Origin of the sequence: Marinobacterium sp. xm-d-579 (assembly GCF_013282935.1) — a bacterium.
Lineage (GTDB): Bacteria > Pseudomonadota > Gammaproteobacteria > Pseudomonadales > Balneatricaceae > Marinobacterium_E.
In genome coordinates, this window is record NZ_WBYP01000004.1 from 282,348 (window position 1) to 303,711 (window position 21,364).

The 21,364-nt window shown below is 47.8% G+C and carries 19 protein-coding genes; 3 read left to right on the forward strand and 16 right to left on the reverse strand.

The window, feature by feature from the left end:
- Positions 1-31 precede the first annotated feature (31 nt).
- The 15 genes from dnaE to rpsB all read right to left on the reverse strand — a co-directional run bounded on the left by dnaE (position 32) and on the right by rpsB (position 16,391).
- Entirely contained in the window at positions 32-3,523 is a 3,492-nt protein-coding gene (gene dnaE, locus XMD579_RS10505) for a DNA polymerase III subunit alpha (protein WP_173506334.1), read from the reverse strand.
- Position 3,524: 1 nt separating this feature from the next.
- Positions 3,525-4,127 carry a ribonuclease HII gene (gene rnhB / locus XMD579_RS10510; protein WP_173483414.1) on the reverse strand — a complete coding sequence of 201 codons (603 nt, stop codon included), beginning with the start codon at positions 4,125-4,127 and terminating at the stop codon, positions 3,525-3,527.
- Positions 4,127-5,296 carry a lipid-A-disaccharide synthase gene (lpxB, locus tag XMD579_RS10515; protein ID WP_173495316.1) on the reverse strand — a complete coding sequence of 390 codons (1,170 nt, stop codon included), beginning with the start codon at positions 5,294-5,296 and terminating at the stop codon, positions 4,127-4,129. The genes rnhB and lpxB overlap by 1 nt, the downstream gene beginning before the upstream one ends.
- Positions 5,280-6,050: an acyl-ACP--UDP-N-acetylglucosamine O-acyltransferase gene (gene lpxA, locus XMD579_RS10520; protein ID WP_173484531.1), complete on the reverse strand. Its 771-nt coding sequence runs from the start codon at positions 6,048-6,050 to the stop codon at positions 5,280-5,282. Before lpxA ends, lpxB begins: the two co-directional genes overlap by 17 nt.
- Before the next feature lie 2 nt (positions 6,051-6,052).
- On the reverse strand, positions 6,053-6,490 hold the full coding sequence (fabZ, locus tag XMD579_RS10525; RefSeq protein ID WP_173506335.1) for a 3-hydroxyacyl-ACP dehydratase FabZ: 438 nt from the start codon (positions 6,488-6,490) through the stop codon (positions 6,053-6,055).
- A gap of 15 nt (positions 6,491-6,505) precedes the next feature.
- Positions 6,506-7,537 carry a UDP-3-O-(3-hydroxymyristoyl)glucosamine N-acyltransferase gene (lpxD, locus tag XMD579_RS10530; RefSeq protein WP_254443786.1) on the reverse strand — a complete coding sequence of 344 codons (1,032 nt, stop codon included), beginning with the start codon at positions 7,535-7,537 and terminating at the stop codon, positions 6,506-6,508.
- Between the two features lie 7 nt (positions 7,538-7,544).
- A complete protein-coding gene (locus XMD579_RS10535) occupies positions 7,545-8,039 on the reverse strand; it encodes an OmpH family outer membrane protein (RefSeq protein WP_173506337.1) in 495 nt (164 codons plus the stop codon).
- Positions 8,039-10,306 carry an outer membrane protein assembly factor BamA gene (gene bamA, locus XMD579_RS10540; protein WP_173506338.1) on the reverse strand — a complete coding sequence of 756 codons (2,268 nt, stop codon included), beginning with the start codon at positions 10,304-10,306 and terminating at the stop codon, positions 8,039-8,041. Before bamA ends, XMD579_RS10535 begins: the two co-directional genes overlap by 1 nt.
- Positions 10,307-10,327: 21 nt before the next feature.
- Positions 10,328-11,680 (reverse strand): RIP metalloprotease RseP, encoded by a 1,353-nt coding sequence (rseP, locus tag XMD579_RS10545; RefSeq protein WP_173506339.1) that lies wholly within the window; start codon positions 11,678-11,680, stop codon positions 10,328-10,330.
- Between the two features lie 9 nt (positions 11,681-11,689).
- Positions 11,690-12,496: a phosphatidate cytidylyltransferase gene (locus tag XMD579_RS10550; protein WP_173481451.1), complete on the reverse strand. Its 807-nt coding sequence runs from the start codon at positions 12,494-12,496 to the stop codon at positions 11,690-11,692.
- On the reverse strand, positions 12,489-13,250 hold the full coding sequence (locus tag XMD579_RS10555; protein ID WP_173481452.1) for an isoprenyl transferase: 762 nt from the start codon (positions 13,248-13,250) through the stop codon (positions 12,489-12,491). The genes XMD579_RS10550 and XMD579_RS10555 overlap by 8 nt, the downstream gene beginning before the upstream one ends.
- Positions 13,251-13,291: 41 nt before the next feature.
- A complete protein-coding gene (frr, locus tag XMD579_RS10560) occupies positions 13,292-13,849 on the reverse strand; it encodes a ribosome recycling factor (RefSeq protein WP_173481453.1) in 558 nt (185 codons plus the stop codon).
- On the reverse strand, positions 13,849-14,598 hold the full coding sequence (gene pyrH, locus XMD579_RS10565) for a UMP kinase (protein WP_173481454.1): 750 nt from the start codon (positions 14,596-14,598) through the stop codon (positions 13,849-13,851). Before pyrH ends, frr begins: the two co-directional genes overlap by 1 nt.
- A gap of 92 nt (positions 14,599-14,690) precedes the next feature.
- On the reverse strand, positions 14,691-15,551 hold the full coding sequence (gene tsf / locus XMD579_RS10570) for a translation elongation factor Ts (protein ID WP_173481455.1): 861 nt from the start codon (positions 15,549-15,551) through the stop codon (positions 14,691-14,693).
- Positions 15,552-15,656: 105 nt separating this feature from the next.
- On the reverse strand, positions 15,657-16,391 hold the full coding sequence (rpsB, locus tag XMD579_RS10575; protein ID WP_173481456.1) for a 30S ribosomal protein S2: 735 nt from the start codon (positions 16,389-16,391) through the stop codon (positions 15,657-15,659).
- 387 nt (positions 16,392-16,778) lie between these two features.
- Here rpsB and map point away from each other — a divergent pair, with 387 nt between their 5' ends.
- The 3 genes from map to XMD579_RS10590 are packed head-to-tail and all read left to right on the forward strand — an operon-like array spanning position 16,779 to position 20,560.
- Positions 16,779-17,549, forward strand: a complete 771-nt coding sequence (gene map, locus XMD579_RS10580) for a type I methionyl aminopeptidase (protein ID WP_173481457.1) — start codon at positions 16,779-16,781, stop codon at positions 17,547-17,549.
- Between the two features lie 5 nt (positions 17,550-17,554).
- The gene (locus tag XMD579_RS10585; protein WP_173481458.1) at positions 17,555-20,254 is read left to right on the forward strand and encodes a [protein-PII] uridylyltransferase; all 2,700 of its coding nucleotides are present in this window, start codon (positions 17,555-17,557) and stop codon (positions 20,252-20,254) included.
- A gap of 9 nt (positions 20,255-20,263) precedes the next feature.
- Positions 20,264-20,560, forward strand: a complete 297-nt coding sequence (locus XMD579_RS10590) for a DUF1244 domain-containing protein (RefSeq protein WP_173481459.1) — start codon at positions 20,264-20,266, stop codon at positions 20,558-20,560.
- A 42-nt stretch (positions 20,561-20,602) separates the two neighbouring features.
- On the opposite strand, the gene XMD579_RS10595 is transcribed toward XMD579_RS10590, so the two are convergent.
- Complete coding sequence (locus XMD579_RS10595; RefSeq protein WP_173506340.1) at positions 20,603-21,256, reverse strand: OmpA family protein; 654 nt, start codon at positions 21,254-21,256, stop codon at positions 20,603-20,605.
- Positions 21,257-21,364: the final 108 nt, after the last annotated feature.

Genomic DNA, 21,364 nt, shown 5'->3' on the forward strand with positions numbered 1-21,364 from the left:
CACCCTAGGTGGCTAAATACTGTCAGGAAAACTAGTAGATCAGCGAGACGCTCTGATTACCAAACTGCTCGCGAAGTGATTGCATCAGGTCGTCATCAGGAGAGACAATCCACTCTGAGCCAAGCTCAATCCGACCCTTCGCCTCAGCACAGCTATAGTCAATCACAACAGGCATACCCTGCTGATAAGCGCGTGCTTTTTTCAAAGAGTCCTGCAACATTCTCAAGCTTTGTTGAGTTAATCCCTTTGCGTCGGCCTTAATCGTTAACGACTTCGCATAACGAATACGGGCATCCGCGACACTTAATACCTGCTGCCCACGCACCTTGAGGCCACCGTTATAGTCGTCTTGAGCCACCTCTCCTTCCACCACAATCACCTGATCTTTTTGAATCAGACGACGCGCTTCATCATAGGTTTCACCAAACAGACTCACATCGATACGAGCAGATCGATCATCCAAGGTTACAAAGCAGAGATTTTCGCCTCGCTTGGTCTTTTTAACACGCAGGTCGACAACCAAGCCGGCCATTTTTTGAGCTCGCCCTCTAGCCGGTTGAAGCTCTTGTAGTTTGCGAGAAACAAAGTGTTTTAATTCAGACTCATACTCATCAATAGGGTGACCCGTCACGTAAAGACCGAGGGTATCCTTCTCGCCATTCAGACGCTCTTTGTCGCTCCACTCGCGAGCATTCATGAACTGCTCGAAAGGATCGGCATCGACAACCTCTTCAGACTCACCAAACAGGTCGAACATTCCCGCATCTTGATTGCGCGCATCTTGATCGGCCGACTGCAAAGCTGCAGGTATAGCGGCCCACAACACCGCTCGATTGGGACCTAAGGCATCAACAGCACCAGAGCGTACTAAGGATTCAAGCACTCGCTTGTTGAGTTTTTTAGACCCTACTCGTTTACAGAAATCGAACAGATCTTTAAACGCTCCCGATTTCCGAGCCTCCATGATCGCTTCAACAGGACCCTCACCTACGCCTTTAACCGCTCCAAGCCCGTAGACAACCTCCTGATTTGGACCCACCGTAAATTTGAACTCACTCAAATTAACGTCGGGAAGCAATACTTTGAGCTTCATCTGACGACACTCTTCAATGAAGATCACCACCTTGTCGGTGTTCTGCATATCAGAGGACATAACAGCCGCCATGAATGGCGCTGGATAGTAGGTTTTTAGCCAAGCTGTTTGGTAAGAGACCAATGCATAGGCAGCCGAGTGGGATTTGTTAAATCCGTAACCCGCGAATTTTTCAACCAGGTCAAAGATATTACCTGCCAGTTTTTCATCAATGCCCTGAGCGTTTGAGCCCTCAATGAAAAGATGTCGCTGCTTCGCCATCTCCTCTGGTTTTTTCTTACCCATCGCTCGACGCAGCATATCCGCTCCGCCCAGCGTATAACCCGCCATCACCTGAGCGATCTGCATGACCTGCTCTTGGTAGAGAATGATGCCGTAAGTCGGCTCCAAAACCGGTTGAAGAGAATCCAGCTGGTAATCAGGGTGAGGCCAAGCCATCTCAGCGCGGCCATGCTTACGGTTGATAAAGTCATCAACCATGCCCGATTGCAAAGGACCTGGACGGAACAGCGCCACCAGTGCGACGATATCTTCGAAACGTGACGGCAAGAGACGACGAATCAAATCTTTCATACCACTGGATTCAAGCTGGAAAACCGCCGTTGTCTCAGCACGCTTGAGTAGAGCGTAGACCTCAGGATCCTCTAAATCGATCGCTTCAATTCGCAGCGGCTCTTCGCCTTCAATCTCTTTCTGTTTATTGATGGTCTCAAGTGCCCAGTCAATGATAGTCAGGGTTCTAAGACCCAAGAAGTCGAACTTAACGAGACCCGCTTCTTCAACATCATTCTTATCAAACTGGGTCACCAAGCCCTGACCTTCAGCATCACAGTAAGTTGCCGAGAAATCGGTCAGTTTGGTTGGAGAGATCACCACACCACCGGCGTGCTTACCTACATTTCGAGTAACCCCCTCGAGTTTGTAGGCCATCTCCATAATCTCTTGAGCCTCTTCACTGCCTTCAACGAACTCGCGAAGCGCCTCTTCCTGCCCCCAAGCTTTATTGAGTGTCATTCCCACTTCAAATGGGATCAATTTAGAGAGGCGATCAGCCAGACCGAAGGGTTTACCTTGAACACGCGCCACATCTCGAACCACCGCTTTAGCCGCCATGGTACCGAAGGTAATGATTTGCGAAACGGCATCTCGCCCATAGGTTTGAGCGACGTAGTCAATGACCTGATCTCGATTATCCATACAGAAATCGATATCAAAGTCCGGCATCGAAACACGCTCCGGGTTAAGGAAACGTTCGAACAGAAGATCGTACTCAAGTGGGTCAAGGTCGGTAATTTTAAGGACATAAGCGACCAATGAGCCGGCACCGGAACCACGCCCTGGCCCTACAGGAATACCATTCTCTTTAGCCCATTTGATGAAGTCCATGACGATCAGGAAGTAACCTGGGAAACCCATCTGGATGATGATATCCAGCTCAAACTTCAACCGCTCATCATAGGCCTTACGAATCTCAGAAAACTCTTCTGAGTTTCGATCAAAGAGAAAATCGAGGCGCTCTTCTAAACCGACTTCAGACACTCTCCTGAAGTAGTCATCCATCAACACCCCTTCAGGTATTGGGAATCTTGGCAGGTAGTAAGTTCCGAGTTCAATCTCGATGTTGCATCGTTTGGCGATTTCAACGCTGTTTTCGATCGCTGAGGGAATATCAGAGAAGAGCTCAATCATCTCCTCAGAGGATTTGAAATATTGCTGATCAGAGTAATCTCTTGGGCGCGTAGGATCATCCAAAGTGCGCCCCTGGTTAATACAGACTCGCGCTTCATGAGCATCAAAGTCATCCTCGCGGACAAACATCACTTCATTGGTTGCAACGACAGGACAACCCAGCGACTGGGCAAGCTCGATACTTTTATGGATGACCGTCTCTTCATCAGAGCGCCCTGTTCTAACCAATTCCAGATAGAAGGCATCTGGAAAAAGATCCATCCAATATTGCATACGAGCCTCTAAATCCGCCTGACCAGATAGGATCGCCTGACCTATCTCCCCACGGCGACCGCCCGAGAGCGCGATCACACCCTCAGATTTTTCAGCAATCCAGCTTTTATAGATAAGCGCACGCTCAGGGTCGAGTGACTGACCTTCGGCATAGGCTCTAGAGACCAGTTCGGTGAGATTACGATAACCCAAGCCGTTTTTAACGAGCAGCGTCAACTGGGTCGGTGGCGACTCCGGATCGGCATCATCTACCACCCAAAAATCGACCCCGCAGATTGGTTTAATCCCCGCCGCAGTGGCCGCTTTGAAGAACTTAACCAACGCATAGAAGTTGGTCTGATCGGTTAACGCAACAGCGGGCATCTGCGCCTGTGCAGCATGCTTAACTAGCTCTTTAACACGAACCAGACCATCATAGAGTGAGAACTCAGAGTGCGCACGAAGATGGACGAACGATGCGTCAGTCATTCTACTGATTCCCCTCTATTAGGCGCCTTACTGGCGCAAATGAACGACGATATTCCGGTAATACCCCGTGCTCTTGTATCAGTTGAAGATGAGCCGGCGTCGGGTAGCCTTTATGTTTGGCAAATTGATACTGCGGAAATTGTGCGTCCAATTCTAGCATTTGATGATCACGATGTACCTTAGCAATGATAGAAGCCGCACTGATCTCTGCGACTTTTGAGTCACCTTTCACTACCGCTTCAACAGAGTAAGGAATCTCGGGGCATCGATTACCGTCCACATAGACATGATCAGGCACTTGGGATAAACCCAACACCGCTCGCTTCATCGCCAGCATTGTCGCGTGCAAAATATTCAATTCATCAATCTCTTGCGGCGTTGCAACCGCGATTGACCAGCACAACGCTCGCTCTTTAATTTCAATGGACAAAGCTTCACGACGCTTTTCAGACAGCTTTTTCGAATCCATCAACCCCTCAATAGGATTGTTAGGATCGAGAATCACTGCTGCTGCAACCACATCGCCAACAAGCGGTCCTCGCCCTACTTCGTCCACACCGGCAAAGAGAGAGTGCTCAGCAAAGTTAAATTCTTGAGGCTGCATCAGCTTCTAAACTCCAATAGTGTGGATACAGCTTCTGCCGCTTGCTCATCGGCATCTTGGCGAATTAGCCCAGACAGATCAGAAAATTCCTGCTGCAGCGATTGAATGTAATGGCTATCCGTCAGACTTTGTAAAACCAGAGGCTCTAATACCTCGACCCTCACATCAGACTGAAAAATCTCGGGAACCAATGCTCTGCCTGCCAATAGGTTAGGCAGGGATACATAGGGAGTTTTTAGCATTCGAGAAATAATCGCATAACTCAGCGGGGCCATTTTGTAGGCCACCACCATAGGCGTTGAACAGAGCATCGCTTCCAGTGTTGCCGTACCGGACGAAATCAAAACTGAGTCTGCCGCCATCAAACACTCCTGCGAGGAGCCTTGAACAAGTTTAATCTTACTCTCTGCCTGAGCCTCTCGAATTAACAGGGCTATCTGCTGATAACGGGCTTCGTTAGCGGCTGGAAGGATGACCTGAAGATTGGGAATCTTACTGCAAAGCGCGAGTGCCGTTTCAATGAACGGGGGTGCCAACTTACCCACTTCAGAACTGCGACTTCCTGGCATCAGAGCCAATACGGGACTCGCATCACTCAGACCAAGAGCCGTTTTGGCTTGGCTTTGACTAATAGAGAGTGGCAGCTGAGTGGCTAATGGATGGCCAATAAACTGAGCATTAACCTGAGTATCTTTGTAATACTTCGCTTCAAAAGGGAGAAAGCAGAGCATCAAATCAACCGACTGTTCAATCTTTTTTAGACGTTTCTCTCGCCATGCCCAAACCGAGGGGCTGACATAGTGAACCGTTGGGATGGCACGCTCTTTTAGGACTCTCTCAAGACCTAAATTAAAGTCGGGAGCATCAATGCCAATAAAAAGATCGGGGGGTGTTTGCAACCACTTTTCTATTAACTTCTTGCGCCGTTTTAAAAGTTCGCGAAGCCGTTTTAAGACCTCCACCAGACCCATAACCGACAGACGCTCCATAGGAAACTCTGAATTAAGGCCCTGAGCAATCATTCGACGGCCTCCTACCCCCTCAAATGTGGCATTGGGATAGCGCTTCTTTAACGAACTGATCAACCCAGCGCCAAGAATGTCACCGGACTCTTCTCCAGCAACAATAGCAATCTTAATGGGTCTAGTTGAATTAACGGATGATTCCACGAGAGGAGTTACGAAGCGACTCAATCAATGGGGTCAATGCTGACTCGCCAGCTTCAAGCGACTCTAGTTGAGCGATCGCATCCGCAAGAGTAAGGTTTTTACGGTAGATCGTTTTATAGGCATTCTTAAGCGCACGTATCGACTCAGATGAGAAGCCTCGACGTTTTAGACCTTCAGCATTAATGCCGTGTGGTGATGCGGGATTACCGGTTGCAAGGGTGTAAGAGGGGATATCCTGGAGCACAACAGTACCGGCACCACACATAACATGTGCACCAATGTGACAGAACTGATGAACAGCTGTAAAACCGCCCAATATCGTATGATCACCAACATGAACATGCCCAGCTAAGGCTGCATTATTGGCCAAAATCGTATGATCACCGACAACACAGTCATGGGCCACATGGACATAGGCCATCAGAAGGTTATGACTGCCAATCTGCGTCAGGCTTTTATCCTGAACTGTTCCGCGGTGAATCGTTACGCCTTCTCGAATAACGTTGTTATCACCGATGATCAATTCAGTGGGTTCACCGGCATACTTTTTATCTTGGCAATCTTCGCCCACAGATGCGAATTGAAATATATGATTTCCGCTACCGATTTTGGTCGGGCCTTTGACGACAACATGTGATTCGATACGAGTATTTGCACCGATCTCGACATCAGGTCCGATGTAACTCCAAGGTCCAACCTCAACACCCTCTGCCAACTTAGCAGAGGGATCGATAATAGCTTGCGGGTGAATCAAAATCAGACCTTCCTATCAGCACACAGAATGGTTGCCGAGCTAACCGTTTCACCTTCAACCGTCGCTTTAACTTGGAACTTCCAGATACCGCGTTTTTCAGACAATACCAACGCTTCAAGCTGAAGGCGGTCGCCAGGCACTACTGGGCGTTTAAAACGCAGATTATCGGCACCCACAAAGTAGTAGATCGAACCATCCTGAGGTGTTTTATCCATGGTTTTAAAACCAAGAATACCGGCCGCTTGAGCCATCGCTTCAACAATCAAGACACCCGGCATGACGGGATTATCAGGGAAGTGGCCGTTAAAGAAAGGTTCGTTAACGGTCACATTCTTGTAAGCGACAATGGATTCACCGGGTGTTAGTTCTACAACGCGGTCAACCAATAGAAAAGGGTAGCGGTGCGGAAGGTATTTACGGATCTCATTTACATCCATCATATTCAGTTTTTAGCCTTATTCAGCAAGCTTTTTTACAAGCTTTTCTAGATTTTTAACGCGTTGGGACAACTCATCAAGTTGCTTAAACCGGACCACATTTCGCTTCCATTGAGCGTGAGGTTCAACCCCAGTACCCGATGAGTAAGCACCCGACTCTTTGATTGATTTACTGACCAAAGTCATCGCCGTGATGTGGGTTCGGTCGGCAATCTCTAAATGCCCCGTGACACCGCTCATACCTGCAATAGTACAATGAGAGCCGATACGAGTGCTACCCGCAATTGCAGTACAACCAGCTATGGCCGTTGACTCTCCGATCTCAACATTGTGTGCAATCTGAATTTGATTATCCAATTTCACACCATTAGCAATCAAAGTATCCGACAGAGCACCGCGATCGATCGTTGTGTTTGCACCGACCTCAACATCATCACCTAAAATCACACCACCGGCTTGGGCGATTTTTACCCAGCCTTGACCGTCATGAGCAAAACCGAACCCATCGGCTCCAATCACAGCACCAGAATGAATAATGCATCGCTTACCGATGGAAACTCCAGGATAGAGGGTTACATTCGCTTCAAGCCGTGTTGACTCACCGAGCAATACACCCTCACCTATGACCACGTTGGGACCCACATAGGCATGGGCAGCCACCTTAACTTGAGCGCCAACAATTGCACCCTCCGCAATCTGAGCAGAGGGGTCGATCTCGGCAGAAGGGTCTACTGTTGCAGTCGGCGCAATTCCAGCGACTAAAGGACCACGCCAATCAAACAGCTGCGATAACTTTGCAAAGGCTAGGTAGGGATTAGCAACGACAATAGCGCTATTGGGGACCAGATCAACGAACTCTGCACTGACTAGAACGACTTCAGCCTGAGTGTCTGGAAGCTGTTTTTGGTATTTGGCGTTGGATAGAAAAGAGAGCTGACCGATACCCGCTTTATCAAGGGTAGACATCCCAGAGATTAGACAATCACTACCAACAAGCTCTCCACCAACGCGAAGAGCTAAATCGGACGCTTTTTCGGAAAAATCAGTCAAACCCCAGTCACTCCTGGGCATTCAGGCGTTTAATAATCTCACCTGTAATGTCGATTCTAGGCTCAACATAGATAGCCGACTGACGATTGATAATCAGCGAAATATCGCCTTCATCAATAAGCGCTTTGATGACCTGATCCAACTTGGGACGCATACCCTCTAAAAACTCTTTCTCCATAGCCGCTCGCTGCTGCTGAAGCGCTTGCAGCTGTCGCTGATACTCGCCATACACTTTCTTAAACTGGAGATCTTTTTGCTGAATCTGTTCTTGAGTCAGCAGCCCCTTATTCAACTCAAAATCAGACTGCATCTTTTTAGCCTGATTTTCTAAATCACGAACCTGAGACTCTTGCTGGGAAGTGCTTTTAACTAAATCTGCGCGAAAGGCTTCTGCAGCATTACTCGACTGAAGCGCCGCTTGGACATCCAATACAACAGCCTGACCCGCATTCGCTACGGAGGTAGTAAAGATTGCCAGAGAAACTAAAAGTTTTTTCAACATCAGAACATACGCCCAATCGCAAACTGAACCTGCTCTTCAGTATCATCAGAAGAAGCATTCAGGGCTTTAGCACTTGAGATAGAGAGCGGACCGATCGGCGTGATCCATGATATGCCTATACCTGCTGAGTATCTCATATCATCAAAACTAGGATCATCCTGATATACAGAACCACCATCTAAGAAGAAAAGAGTACGCCAAGAGTCTTTATCTTCAACAAATGGCATTGGGAAGATGAACTCAGCAGAACCCGAAAATAGTCCATTACCGCCAATCACGCTAGTACCCTCTTTAGGCCCAATCGTATTAGCTGCATAACCACGGACACTGGTCAAACCACCGACAAAATAGTTTTCGAAGAAGGGGTAGTTACCGCCATCAATGGAGTCAGCGTAGCCAACGCGAGTGCGCAAAGCACCAACAAAGGTCTCTTGTCGGTCAAATGGGTAGTAGTACTTACCGGTGTAGGTCGCCTTCGCGAAACTCAAATCACCACCTGGAAGGGCAACTTCAGCGCTGAATGACTGGTACCCTCCCTTTGAGGGAAACATTGCCCTGTTCAAGCGATTACTTACCCATGAGCCGGTTATTTTATAGGTTAAATATTCAAAGCCCTCAGTACGAACAAAATCTGTAACATAATTTTGCGGAGCTATTCCCAAAGCTAGATCAGTTTGATCTAGGCCAAAACCAAAGCGAAGCCTTTGATATGCATCGATTGGATAAGAAAAGTTAATATCACCGCCAAACGAATTAACATCATAGTCGGATATATCGGCTGCAGAGTAATCTTTTTGACTTGCATATAGACTGAACCCTCTTCCTACGCCATCTAATGTGTAGTAGGGGTTTTCATATGCTACTGAAAAGGATGTAACAACATCTGACATATCGAAGGAAGCGTTAATACTGGTCCCTGACCCTAGGAAATTATCCTGTTGAAAAGCCGCTTGGTACCCCACACCATCAGAACTTGAATAGCCAACCCCGGCACTAATTTGCCCCAACAACCCCTCTTCAACATCAACAACAATATCAATTTGATCTTCAGCACCAAGAACCGGCTTAGTGCCAATAGAAACCTTTGAGAAAAATCCAGTTTTATCAAGTTCCTCTTTAGCCCGCTTTATATTGACACCGATTGCTACTGCACCTTCTAGTTGAGGAATCACACGCCGTATAACCTCATCAGCAGTAGTTGAGTTACCTCGAATTTCAATGCGGCGCACATAAGTCAACTCACCTGGCTCTACGAAGAATGTGAGATCAACAGCGTTATTACCCTTTTCTTCGGGGATTACAATAACTCTAGCGTTTAGGTAACCATAGGCGCTAACTATATTTCTAATCAATGACTGAGTATAAGTAGACAGCTTTTTTGAGTAGGTATCACCTTTAGAGACAAGCAGTGCCGCATTTAACTCTTGTGCATACTCGGCGATATCACCGGCCACTTTAACGTCACTAAGAGTGAATAACTCACCCTCGGTGATCGCTATCGTGATAAAAATCTGTTTCTGATCTGGACTGATTGAGACATCGGTAGAGTCGACATTGAATTTCAAATAGCCACGATCCAGATAAAAACTGGTCATACGCTCAATATCAGCACTTAAGCGCTCTTTTGCGTATTTATCGTTATCCGTCCACCAAGAGAGGTAGTTGGTTAAGCCTGAATCAAACAGGTCAAGCAACTCTTCATCGCTGAATACGGTATTTCCTATAATGTTGATCTTCTGAATAACGGCCGTTTGACCCTCTGTAATCTCAACATTAATCGCCACACGATTGGACTCTAACTGTTCAACCTCGGTAGTCACCTCAGCGGTGTAGCGACCGGCCTCATTGTAGACACGAAGAAGTTCTAAGCGGATTTTATCCAATGCAGCCCGTCGAAAAATATCTCCCTCTTGAACGCCAGCTTGTTCTAGAGCACCCATAAGCTGCTCATCTTTAAGCATGTCGTTACCTTCAAGACGAATCAGCGCAACGGACGGGCGCTCTTTAACTCGAACAATCAACACACCTTGATCTTTGAGTAGCTCTACATCATCAAAATAACCGGATTCGAACAGATCTTTTGTCGCATCATTGAGAGCTCGTTGATCGACAAGATCACCACGATTAATCGGAAAATTTCGGAATACAATGGCTGGATCAACCTGCTGCAAACCTTCGATACGAATGTCATCGACGGCAAAATCACTGGCAATAGCATGGACCGAGAAGATAAGTCCTAACAGTGATAAGAGTGTGAAGCGTTTCATCCAGTGATTCCTCTAGTACGCTTAAAGACGCGCTAAATCGTTAAAAAATGCAATGGCCATCAAACTAAACAACAGCGCCATACCCAACCTCATTCCGAAAGCTTGGGTACGCTCGCTGACAGGACGACCTCGAATCAGTTCTACAAAATAGTACACTAAATGACCGCCATCTAGCATCGGAATTGGTAAAAGATTTAGCACACCCAAACTGATGCTGAGATAGGCCAAAAAACTGATAAAGGATTCCAACCCTGATGATGCCGAAGCGCCGGCCACCTTAGCGATCGTAATTGGGCCACTCAGATTTTTCACTGAAATGACACCAACGATCATCTTCTTGATCGAGTCCAGCGTCAGTCCAATCATCTGAACGGTCTTTTCGTAGGCACTCACTAGAGCATCCACCGGCCCCTGGGAAAGATCCCTTAACATATAGTCTGGCCACTGAGGGACGACAACGCCGGCACCGATATAGCCAACTGACGCATCACTGCCAGGTCTTAGACCGGGTCGAACGATTACCTCTTCGGGCTGATCATCACGAACAACCTCAAATCGAAGATCGCTATCGTAAGAGGCTTGCACTTTTCCAACCAAAGCCATCCAGTTTTCGATAGGCGTATCGTCAATGCTGACGACCCTATCGCCCTCTTGCAGACCTGCTTTATAAGCTGGGCCATCAGGAGAGATTTGACCTATAACGGCAGGCACTTCTGGCTGCCAGGGTGACAAGCCAAAGGCTCGAAGTGGCGAAGTGGTCTCTAGATCAACATCCCAAGTTTGCAGATCAGCCGAGTAGTTTCTTAACCAACCAGAATTAGGTTCACCTGCACGAAGAGTTAATACACCTGTCTCACCCACTCGTGCTGCCAACGCTAAATTGATCTCCTCCCATGAGAGCACTTCTCGCCCGTCAATCTCAGCGATCTCATAATTGGGCTGAAGACCAGCTTGCTCTGCAAGCGAGTCAGGTGCAACGGCGCCAACGACAGGTTTTACAACCGTCACCCCCCATATGAATAGGAACCAATACGCAAAGAGGGCAAAGATCAAATTAACAAACGGGCCTGCTGCAACGATCGCGATTCGCTGATAGACGCTTTTGTTGTTGAACGCTTGAGATTTGAGCTCATCTGGAACCGGTCCTTCACGCTCATCGAGCATTCGAACATAGCCACCTAAAGGGATGGAGGCGACAGCATACTCAGTGCCATCTTTGCCCTTACGCATCCAGATAGGTTTACCAAAGCCGACAGAGAAGCGCAGTACCTTAACGCCACAACGACGAGCTACCCAGTAGTGACCCCACTCGTGAATTGTGACCAGTATGCCAAGTGTTATAAGAAGAGAGAGAACCGTTTGGATAAAATCCATCACTTACCCTTAAAGAATCGGAAGCAGTTGAATTCCTAACAAAAACAGCGGTGCAGCAGCCGTAAGACTGTCGACACGATCCAGTACGCCACCATGACCTGGCAGGATCACACCACTGTCTTTGATACCACGTTCACGCTTAAACATGCTCTCAAACAGATCGCCAAATACAGAGACAACCACCACCAAAGCAGAGAGCGCCATCAGCAGAATAATAGAAGTAGAAGAGAGACCTAAGACAATCGAGAATCCAAGAGCGATCATCATGGCTGCTAACAAACCACCATAAACCCCTTCACGCGTTTTGCCAGGACTAACTTTAGGTAAAAGCTTAACTCGACCAAAGCGCTTACCGGCAAAGTAGGCGCCTATATCAGCACCCCAAACCAACAAAAACAGCAGCAGTAGTAATAGATGCGCGCTCTCATGGGTTTTCAGACCCACCATCGCCACCCAAGCAGGGACTAGCACCAACAGACCGGTAATCAACTTAGTCACAGTCCCATCGATACCTAGGGTCTTTGGGTAGCGAACCACCCGAGTAATCGCAAACACCCAAAATAGCGCTGCGACAACTAATATAGGGAGCGTCAAAGCAGTAACAAATGGGTAGATCGCTGCGATTACCACTCCCACTAACGCCACAAAGAGCGCTCGCATGCGACGTGAATAGAGCGCGAAATTACCCCACTCCCAGGCCCCAATCATCATCACAAGCGCCATAACGATAGCAAACCCAGACAAAGGTAGAAGGAAAACCGAACCTAGCGCCAATGGCGCCAAAATTGAAGCGGTAATGACGCGCTGTTTAAACATGACTTTCGGCCTCCAGTTGCTCACTGGTTCGGCCAAATCGACGCTCACGCGTTTGGAAGTTATCAACCGCTTTGAGAAGCTCTTCGCGGTTAAAGTCTGGCCAGTAGAGATCGCTGTAGTAGAACTCTGTGTAAGCGAATTGCCAGATTAAAAAGTTAGAGATTCGCTGTTCACCGGCCGTTCTGATGCAGAGATCTGGCAGAGGCTGATCGGCCAGTGAGACATGCTTTGAAATAAGATCTGCATTGATATCGGTAGGTTCTAGCTCGCCCTGCTTGACCTGCTCAGCAATCTGCTGAACCGCATGAGCAATATCCCACTGACCACCGTAGTTAGCTGCAATATTCAGATTAAGCGCAGTACAGTGGGCAGTCGCTTGTTCGCCTTTTTCGATGCGCTGCTGTAGTGATTCGGAAAAACCAGACTTATCACCAATGACACGAAGACGAATATTATTTTTGACGAGTTTTTTAACCTCACGATCGAGGGCAAACTTGAAGAGATCCATCAGACCACGGACCTCTTTTTCAGGACGGCGCCAGTTCTCAGAACTGAAGGCAAAAAGAGTCAGAGATTCAACCCCTGACTCCATACAGCCTTGAATGACATCACGGACACTATCGACGCCCGCTTTATGACCGGCGAGAGACGGCAAGCGACGCTCTTTGGCCCAACGGTTATTGCCATCCATAATGACGGCAATATGGCGTGGAGCAGGACGTGTATTGACGGTGTTATCGTTATTATCGGCCATTAAAGGTCGTATCCTAATGCGCTGTGCGCGAATTTGATGGATTAAATCTCCATCAAATCCTTCTCTTTTTGAGCCAACAGCTTGTCGATCTCAGCAACGTGCTTATCAGTCTCTTTTTGAACCTGATCTTCGCCACGACGCGCATCGTCCTCTGTTATCTCTTTCTCTTTCAAAAGATCTTTAATATCACCGTTAGCATCACGACGCACATTGCGCACAGCCACTCGAGCATTCTCAGCTTCGCCACGTGCCTGACGAATATAGCCCTTACGAGTCTCCTCGGTCAGCGCTGGCATTGGCACGCGAATAACATCACCGGCTGTCGCTGGGTTAAGACCAAGATCTGATTTCATGATCGCTTTTTCGATCTCTGGAACCATGTTCTTTTCCCATGGGATGATCGACAGTGTACGCGCATCTTCAACCGTCACGTTAGCAACCTGCTGAATCGGCATATCAGAACCGTAGTAGTGGACCATCACAGAATCAAGAATGGCAGGGGTCGCACGACCTGTTCGAATTTTTTTAAACTGTTCTACAAGAGAATCAACGCTTTTAGACATACGCTGATCAGCGTCTTGAACAATCTCAGTAATCATTATTTATCTCCGTTAGCGCTACCGCTATCGATCAATGTACCCTCGTCGCCACCTACAACTAGGTTAACAAGAGCACCATGCTTGTTCATATTGAAAACGCGCACGGGCATATCGTGGTCACGGGTCAGACAAATTGCTGTCATATCCATCACACCCAGCTGACGCTCAAGCACCTCATCAAAACTTAGACGGTCGTAACGCTCAGCCGTTGGATCTTTCATAGGATCCGCAGTGTAGACGCCATCAACCTTAGTTGCCTTAAGTACAACATCGGCTTCGATCTCAATGCCACGCAGACAGGCAGCAGAGTCGGTTGTAAAGAAAGGGTTACCGGTACCAGCAGAGAAGATCACCACATCACCTTGTGACAGGTAACGCATCGCATTTCGACGATCATAGTGATCCACAACGCCGCTCATCGGAATTGCCGACATCACTCGCGTCGCAATATTACAGCGTTCGAGTGCATCACGCATTGCAAGTGCGTTCATCACAGTGGCTAGCATACCCATATGGTCGCCAGTCACTCGATCCAATCCTGCTTCACTTAGCGCAGCGCCGCGAAACAGGTTACCACCACCAATCACTAGACCGACCTGAACGCCGATACCCACTAACTGACCGATCTCCAGAGCCATTCGATGAAGAACTTTTGGATCGATACCAAAGTTCTCTTCTCCCATTAAAGCTTCACCGCTTAATTTCAGAAGAATTCGCTTATATTTGGAGTTAGGCTTGTTTACAGGCATGGGCACCCCCGGCAGGCGATTAAAAGAAGTGTGATAAAGGTATATCGAAAACAACTAGCCCCGCAAGTCGGCAGGGCTAGTTTAGTACAGAATTAGCCTTGCAGCTGCTCTGCTACCTCTTGAGCGAAGTCTTTCTTCTCAACTTCAATGCCTTCACCAACTTCTAGACGGGTGAAACCGTTGATGTCAGTACCAGCATCTTTGATAAGTTTGCCGACAGTTGTCTCTGGGTTCTTAACGAACGCCTGTTCAACAAGGCTGTTTTCAGAAAGGAACTTCTTAACACGGCCGATTGCCATTTTCTCTTTGATCTCTTGTGGCTTACCTTCCATGTCAGGCTGAGCCATGATGATCTCTTTCTCGCGATCAAGCTCTTCCTGTGGCATATCTTCAGGCTTACACACACGAGGGTTAGCTGCAGAAACGTGCATAGCAACGTCACGAGCCACTTCAGTGTCACCACCTGCAAGAGAGACAAGACAAGCGATACGGTTGTTGCTGTGTACGTATCCAGCAACGACTGCACCTTCAACAAGAGCGATACGACGAACAGTAATGTTCTCGCCAATCTTTTGAACTAGCGCTTCACGAGCCGACTCAAGGTCACCAGCCATTAGAGCTGCAACATCTGTCTGCTTATCAGCAAACGCTTTGTCAGCTACCTGGCTAACAAAACCAAGGAAACCTTCGTCACGAGCAACAAAGTCTGTTTCAGAGTTAACTTCAACGATTACACCGTAGCTGTTGTCGTCAGCAACACGAACCACAACAACACCGTCAGCAGCAGTACGGCCAGCTTTTTTAGCAGCTTTTAGACCTGAAGACTTACGTAGATCTTCAATCGCCTTATCAACATCACCACCAGACTCAGCAAGTGCTTTTTTACACTCCATCATGCCTAGGCCAGTACGATCACGCAGCTCTTTTACCATTGCCGCAGAGATATTTGCCATTTTGCAATCCTCATTTAAGAAATTAGTTAGGTAAATCTAAAAAAGGGGAGCCTGGCTCCCCCTTTTGAAAGTATGTAAGTTAAAGGTTACAAACCTAAGACTGAATTACTCAGCCGCTTGCTCTTCAACTTCAACGAATTCGCTTGCAGCGCCACCCGTTGCATCAGAACCTTCTAGGCACGCGTCTGCAACAGACTGAGCGTAGATCTGAATGGCACGTAGTGCGTCATCGTTACCTGGGATAACGTAGTCAACACCGTCTGGGTTGCTGTTAGTATCAACAACACCGATGACAGGGATACCAAGCTTGTTAGCTTCGTTGATTGCGATGCGCTCGTGATCTACGTCGATAACGAATAGAGCATCTGGAAGACCGCCCATATCCTTGATACCGCCGATAGATAGCTCAAGCTTAGCCATTTCACGGCTACGCATTAGCGCTTCTTTCTTAGTCAATTTCTCGAAAGTACCATCTTGTGCTTGAGCTTCAAGATCACGTAGACGACGGATCGACTGACGGATTGTCTTGTAGTTAGTTAGCATGCCACCCAACCAACGGTGGTTTACGTAAGGCATGCCCGCACGTGATGCTTCTTCTTTAACAACCTTAGCAGCTGCACGTTTAGTACCAACAAAAAGAATTTTGTTTTTGTTAGAAGCCATGTTTTTAACAACGTCTAGTGCGTTGTTCATAGCTGGCAGAGTGTGCTCAAGGTTGATGATATGAATTTTGTTACGCGCACCGAAGATGAACTTCGACATTTTTGGGTTCCAGTAACGAGTCTGGTGACCGAAGTGAACACCTGCTTTAAGCAGATCGCGCATATTTACTTGTGCCATTTGGTATTTCCTCTATGGGTTTAAACCTCCACACCCCCCATTTATCAACCCCTTAGGGCACCCAGACAAACGTGACGAAGTGTGTGTGTTTTAGTTTTAGTGCCGAAGCACGATTTTTGGGAGCGCAGTTTATACCATAAAGACTAACGTTTGAGAAGTAATTTTACTCCCTACCTACCTTTTAAATCGGATGTCAGGCTGAAGGCCAGACACCCAATTAAAAACCACTTAAAGATCTAGGGCGTCTGGCTTTCAGCCTGACATCCGCTTTCAAAATTACATAGCAAACTCCGGTAGACCAAAACACTACCTCCTGTACAATAAGCAGTATCAAAAACGCCTTCACTTTTCCGAAGCGCAAATCACCGATTTAAAAAGGATTCACCGATGACCATCAAGATCAAAACCGCTGACGAAATCGAAAAGATGCGAGTGGCAGGACGCTTAGCCGCCGAGGTTCTTGAGATGATCGAAGAGCATGTAAAGCCTGGCATCACAACCAATGAGATTGACCAAATTTGTCACAACTACATTATTGATGTGCAGCAAGCGATTCCAGCACCTTTGAACTACCACGGTTTTCCTAAATCCATCTGTACATCAGTCAATTCAATCGTTTGTCACGGCATCCCCAATGACAAAGCCTTAAAGAACGGCGACATTGTCAACATCGACATTACCGTGATCAAAGATGGGTACCATGGCGACACCAGCAAAATGTTCTTTGTAGGTGATGTTGCACCACATGCAAAACGCCTCTGCGAGATCACTCAAGAGTGTATGAACATGGGTATTGAGCTGGTCAAACCGGGTGTGAAACTCGGTGATATCGGCGCTGTGATTCAGAAACATGCCGAAGCAAACCACTACTCGGTGGTTCGCGAGTATTGCGGCCACGGCATCGGTGCAGAGTTCCACGAAGAGCCTCAAGTCCTCCACTACGGCAAAGCAGGAACTGGTGAAACCCTTGAAGAGGGTATGTGCCTAACCATCGAACCGATGATTAACGCCGGCAAACGCCAGGTTAAGTTAAACAAGCGTGACGGCTGGACTGTAGAGACAGCAGACCGTCGTCTCTCTGCTCAGTATGAACACACGATTTTAGTGACGGCTGATGGCCATGAAATTCTCACCCTGCGTAGTGAAGAGAAAGGCTAAATTTGATGAGCCAAGCTATCAAGCTGACACCCGTCCCCATCAATGGCATCGAGAAGTTTTTAGATATCAAACGGCTCGAACAAGAGATCAATGATGGCAACTTGACCACTGCCCTGAAAAGCGCAGTTAGACATGCTACGGAAACGATGCATGAGAGCTTCAAAGCGAAAGAGGATATTCGCAAGTTGATCTACGGTCGTGCCTGGGTGATTGACCAAATCTTACGAGTTGCCTGGCAACATTTCGATTGGCCAGACGAATCCAAAGTCTCGCTGATCGCAGTCGGGGGCTATGGCCGAGGGGAGCTACACCCCCACTCCGATGTCGACATTCTGATTTTGATCGATGGTGTTGAGGCTGAAAGTTTCGAGGAGACCATTAGCGGCTTTTTGACACTTCTTTGGGATATCAACCTGGATATTGGCTCTAGTGTGCGCACCATTGAAGAGTGCTATCAAGAGTGCCGTAATGACATTACCATCGCCACCAACTTGATCGAGTCACGCCCGCTGACAGGGGACCCATCCCTGCAACTAAAAATGTTTGAGCGCGTCACTCAGGATGACGCCTGGACAGACTCTGAATTTTTCAAAGCGAAAATGAAGGAGCAGACAGCACGGCACCAAGGCACCAACAACACCGAATACAATCTTGAACCTAACATCAAAAACTCCCCAGGTGGACTGCGCGATCTTCAAACCATCGGCTGGGTTGCCAAGAGACACTTTGGTGCCACCTATATTAGAGACTTAGTCAATCACGGCTTTTTAACGGAGTCAGAGCTTGAAACACTCAACAAAGGTGAACTCTACCTCTGGACAGTTCGTTATGCCCTGCATATGCACTCAAAGCGCCGTGAAGATAGACTGCTGTTTGATCACCAGCGCACTCTGGCTGAGTACTTTGGATACTCGGATGACAAAGGTTCGTTAGCGGTTGAACAGTTCATGAGCCGCTACTACCGTGTTGTTAAAGCGATGTCAGAATTCAACGGCATGCTACTGCAATACTTTGACGAAGTTATTCTTAGAGCCGATGTAGAGCAACAGATACAGAAGCTAAACTCACGCTTTATCGTTCGCGACAATTTTCTGGCCGTCGCACACAACAAGGTATTTGAGCAGAACCCTTTTGCCATCATGGAGTTGTTTGTTCTGATGGCACAGAATCCTGAAATTAAAGGTGTTCGTGCCTCGACGATTCGATTACTTCGAGATCACAAACACCTGATCGATGATGATTTCAGGTCTGACCTACGAAATACCAGCCTCTTTATGGAGCTACTGCGCTCACCTGAACGTGTCTCAACAGAGTTGAAGCGAATGAATCGTTACGGCATTTTAGGCCTCTATCTACCTGAGTTCGGTAATATTGTTGGCCAGATGCAACACGATCTTTTCCATATCTACACGGTTGATGCACACACGCTCAAAGTGATTCAGATGATGCGTCAGTTCCGGCACACAGAGTTTCGTGAAACCTTCCCTGTGGCTCATCGCGTAGTGAACAATCTACCGAAAATTGAGCTACTTTACGCGGCCGGCCTCTACCACGACATCGCCAAAGGTCGCGGAGGTGATCACTCAGAACTCGGCGCAGTCGATGCACTGGAGTTCTGTAAACGACACCACCTAGGAAAATGGGACAGCGCACTGGTCGCCTGGCTAGTGGATAAACACCTGATCATGTCGATGACGGCACAACGACGCGACCTTTCAGACCCTGAAGTCATTCATGAATTTGCTAGCATCGTGGGCGATGTGACACACCTGGACTATCTCTATGTGATGACCGTCGCTGACATCAATGCGACCAATAATGAACTTTGGAACAGCTGGCGGGCAACCCTGCTTCGTCAACTCTATGCCGAAACCAGGCGTGCTCTTCGACGCGGACTAGAGAACCCTCTGGGTAAAGAGGAGTTGATTGAACAGACTCAGTTTGAAGCACTGCAATCCCTTAAGCGATTGGGAGCCAAAGAGGAGCGCGTTAAAAATCTGTGGCAACACTTTGGGGATGACTACTTTTTACGCATCGACAGTCAAGCCGTTGCCCGGCACACACAGGCCATACTTGAACATGGCAACCAGCCATTGCCGGTTGTGACGCTGCACCAACACAGCTATCGCTCTCATGAGGGTGCGACGGAGATTTTCATCTTTACTGAAGATACGACCAACCTCTTCGCCGCAACGGTTGCCTCATTAGACCAGCAAAATCTCAGTGTTCAAGATGCCCGCATCATGGCAACCAATAACGGCTACACGCTCAGCATCTACATGGTGCTGGATGAGAACAATCAGCCATTGAATGACAATCCAGACTACCAAAAAGAGATTCAACAGCAGTTGGTCGATGAACTGGATGATCCCGCAGACTTCCCTGACATCATTCATCGAAGAGTACCGAGGCAGCTTAAACTGTTTCCGATCAAAACCAGTGCTTCAGTACACACCGATCCCAATCTGAAACAGACCGTACTTGAGGTATTCACAGCGGACCGCCCTGGTCTACTCTCTCGAATCGGACGTATCTTTGCGCAGTTTGAGATCAATGTTCACAACGCCAAGATCGCCAACATCGCCGAGCGCGTTGAGGATTTTTTCTATTTAACCAATGCCAACAATCAGCCGATTACTGATCCAGAAATCTGTGAGCAACTCACCAGTGAGATCTGTAAAGAGCTTGATCAGCATATGCAGTAAGGAACCGAGATGGAACAACAGACTAAAACAGAAATCGAAGCGGCGGTATTTCGCCGTCTAGTGGAGCATTTAGACAACCACAAAGAGGTTCAGAACATCGACCTGATGAACCTAGCCTCTTTCTGCCGAAACTGTCTCTCGAAGTGGTATGTTGCAGCGGCTGAAGAGCGCGGCAAGAGCGTTGATTATGAGCAAGCGCGAGAGCTTGTCTACGGCGAACCTTATGCTGATTGGAAAGTGAAGTACCAAAAAGAGGCCAGCGCAGACCAGTTGAGCAAGTTCAACGAAGTCACCGGCGCTAAGTAATCTTTTTATATCCAGGTGCTCAACCGAGCACCATCTTCTTTTTTACATTTCCGTACCACGAATCCAGATCTCTACTCGGCGATTCTGTGCACGCCCCTCTTCTGTCTCATTAGAAGCCAGCGGATAGCGCTCACCAAAACCGCGAGTCGCGATACGAAGAGCATCCACACCTACCTGTCTTAAATAGTTAGAAACAGCAGCCGCACGTCTTTCAGAGAGCATCTGGTTGTATTCAAATGACCCAGTCGAGTCGGTGTAACCATCCACATTAATGCTGGTCTTTTCAAACTTCGCCAACACTTTAGCGACTGAATCCAAAACCGGATAAAAGGCGTTATCAAAACGCTCATTGTCCACAGCAAAGGTGATATTACTTGGCATAACCAGGCGAATCTCATCACCCACTCGCTCGACGCGCACACCCGTCCCTTCAAGCTCTTGACGCAGTAGCATCTCTTGCTGATCCATGTAGTAACCGACCCCAGAACCAACAGCACCACCCAGGGCTGCACCAATCAGTGCACCCTCGGCACGATTACCTTTAGATACAATGGCACCCAGTACAGCACCCGCTGCTGCGCCAATACCTGCACCGCTGGTCGCATTGGCTGTTTTAGTTTGCTGTGTATAGGGATCGATGGTTTGACACCCAACCAGAGCACAACATACCGCTATAGAGAGTATTGAACCTTTCATCAAATTCCTCTTACATCTCTTAAATTCATCCTTTTCTATGCTCAGTGTAGCCTCAAAAGTCGAACCGAGCATGTGGGTTAACATTTTTTTACATTTGCCGCCTCAGCG

Bases quoted from the DNA above. Each gene is read 5' to 3' on its own strand.
- map (WP_173481457.1), top strand. From the start codon at position 16,779: ATGACCATCAAGATCAAAACCGCTGACGAAATCGAAAAGATGCGAGTG.
- rpsB (WP_173481456.1), bottom strand. From the start codon at position 16,391: ATGGCACAAGTAAATATGCGCGATCTGCTTAAAGCAGGTGTTCACTTC.
- XMD579_RS10585 (WP_173481458.1), top strand. From the start codon at position 17,555: ATGAGCCAAGCTATCAAGCTGACACCCGTCCCCATCAATGGCATCGAG.
- fabZ (WP_173506335.1), bottom strand. From the start codon at position 6,490: ATGATGGATGTAAATGAGATCCGTAAATACCTTCCGCACCGCTACCCT.
- frr (WP_173481453.1), bottom strand. From the start codon at position 13,849: ATGATTACTGAGATTGTTCAAGACGCTGATCAGCGTATGTCTAAAAGC.
- pyrH (WP_173481454.1), bottom strand. From the start codon at position 14,598: ATGCCTGTAAACAAGCCTAACTCCAAATATAAGCGAATTCTTCTGAAA.
- dnaE (WP_173506334.1), bottom strand. From the start codon at position 3,523: ATGACTGACGCATCGTTCGTCCATCTTCGTGCGCACTCTGAGTTCTCA.
- XMD579_RS10550 (WP_173481451.1), bottom strand. From the start codon at position 12,496: ATGTTTAAACAGCGCGTCATTACCGCTTCAATTTTGGCGCCATTGGCG.
- XMD579_RS10595 (WP_173506340.1), bottom strand. From the start codon at position 21,256: ATGAAAGGTTCAATACTCTCTATAGCGGTATGTTGTGCTCTGGTTGGG.
- XMD579_RS10555 (WP_173481452.1), bottom strand. From the start codon at position 13,250: ATGGCCGATAATAACGATAACACCGTCAATACACGTCCTGCTCCACGC.
- rnhB (WP_173483414.1), bottom strand. From the start codon at position 4,127: ATGCAGCCTCAAGAATTTAACTTTGCTGAGCACTCTCTCTTTGCCGGT.
- tsf (WP_173481455.1), bottom strand. From the start codon at position 15,551: ATGGCAAATATCTCTGCGGCAATGGTAAAAGAGCTGCGTGATCGTACT.
- XMD579_RS10590 (WP_173481459.1), top strand. From the start codon at position 20,264: ATGGAACAACAGACTAAAACAGAAATCGAAGCGGCGGTATTTCGCCGT.
- rseP (WP_173506339.1), bottom strand. From the start codon at position 11,680: ATGGATTTTATCCAAACGGTTCTCTCTCTTCTTATAACACTTGGCATA.
- bamA (WP_173506338.1), bottom strand. From the start codon at position 10,306: ATGAAACGCTTCACACTCTTATCACTGTTAGGACTTATCTTCTCGGTC.
- XMD579_RS10535 (WP_173506337.1), bottom strand. From the start codon at position 8,039: ATGTTGAAAAAACTTTTAGTTTCTCTGGCAATCTTTACTACCTCCGTA.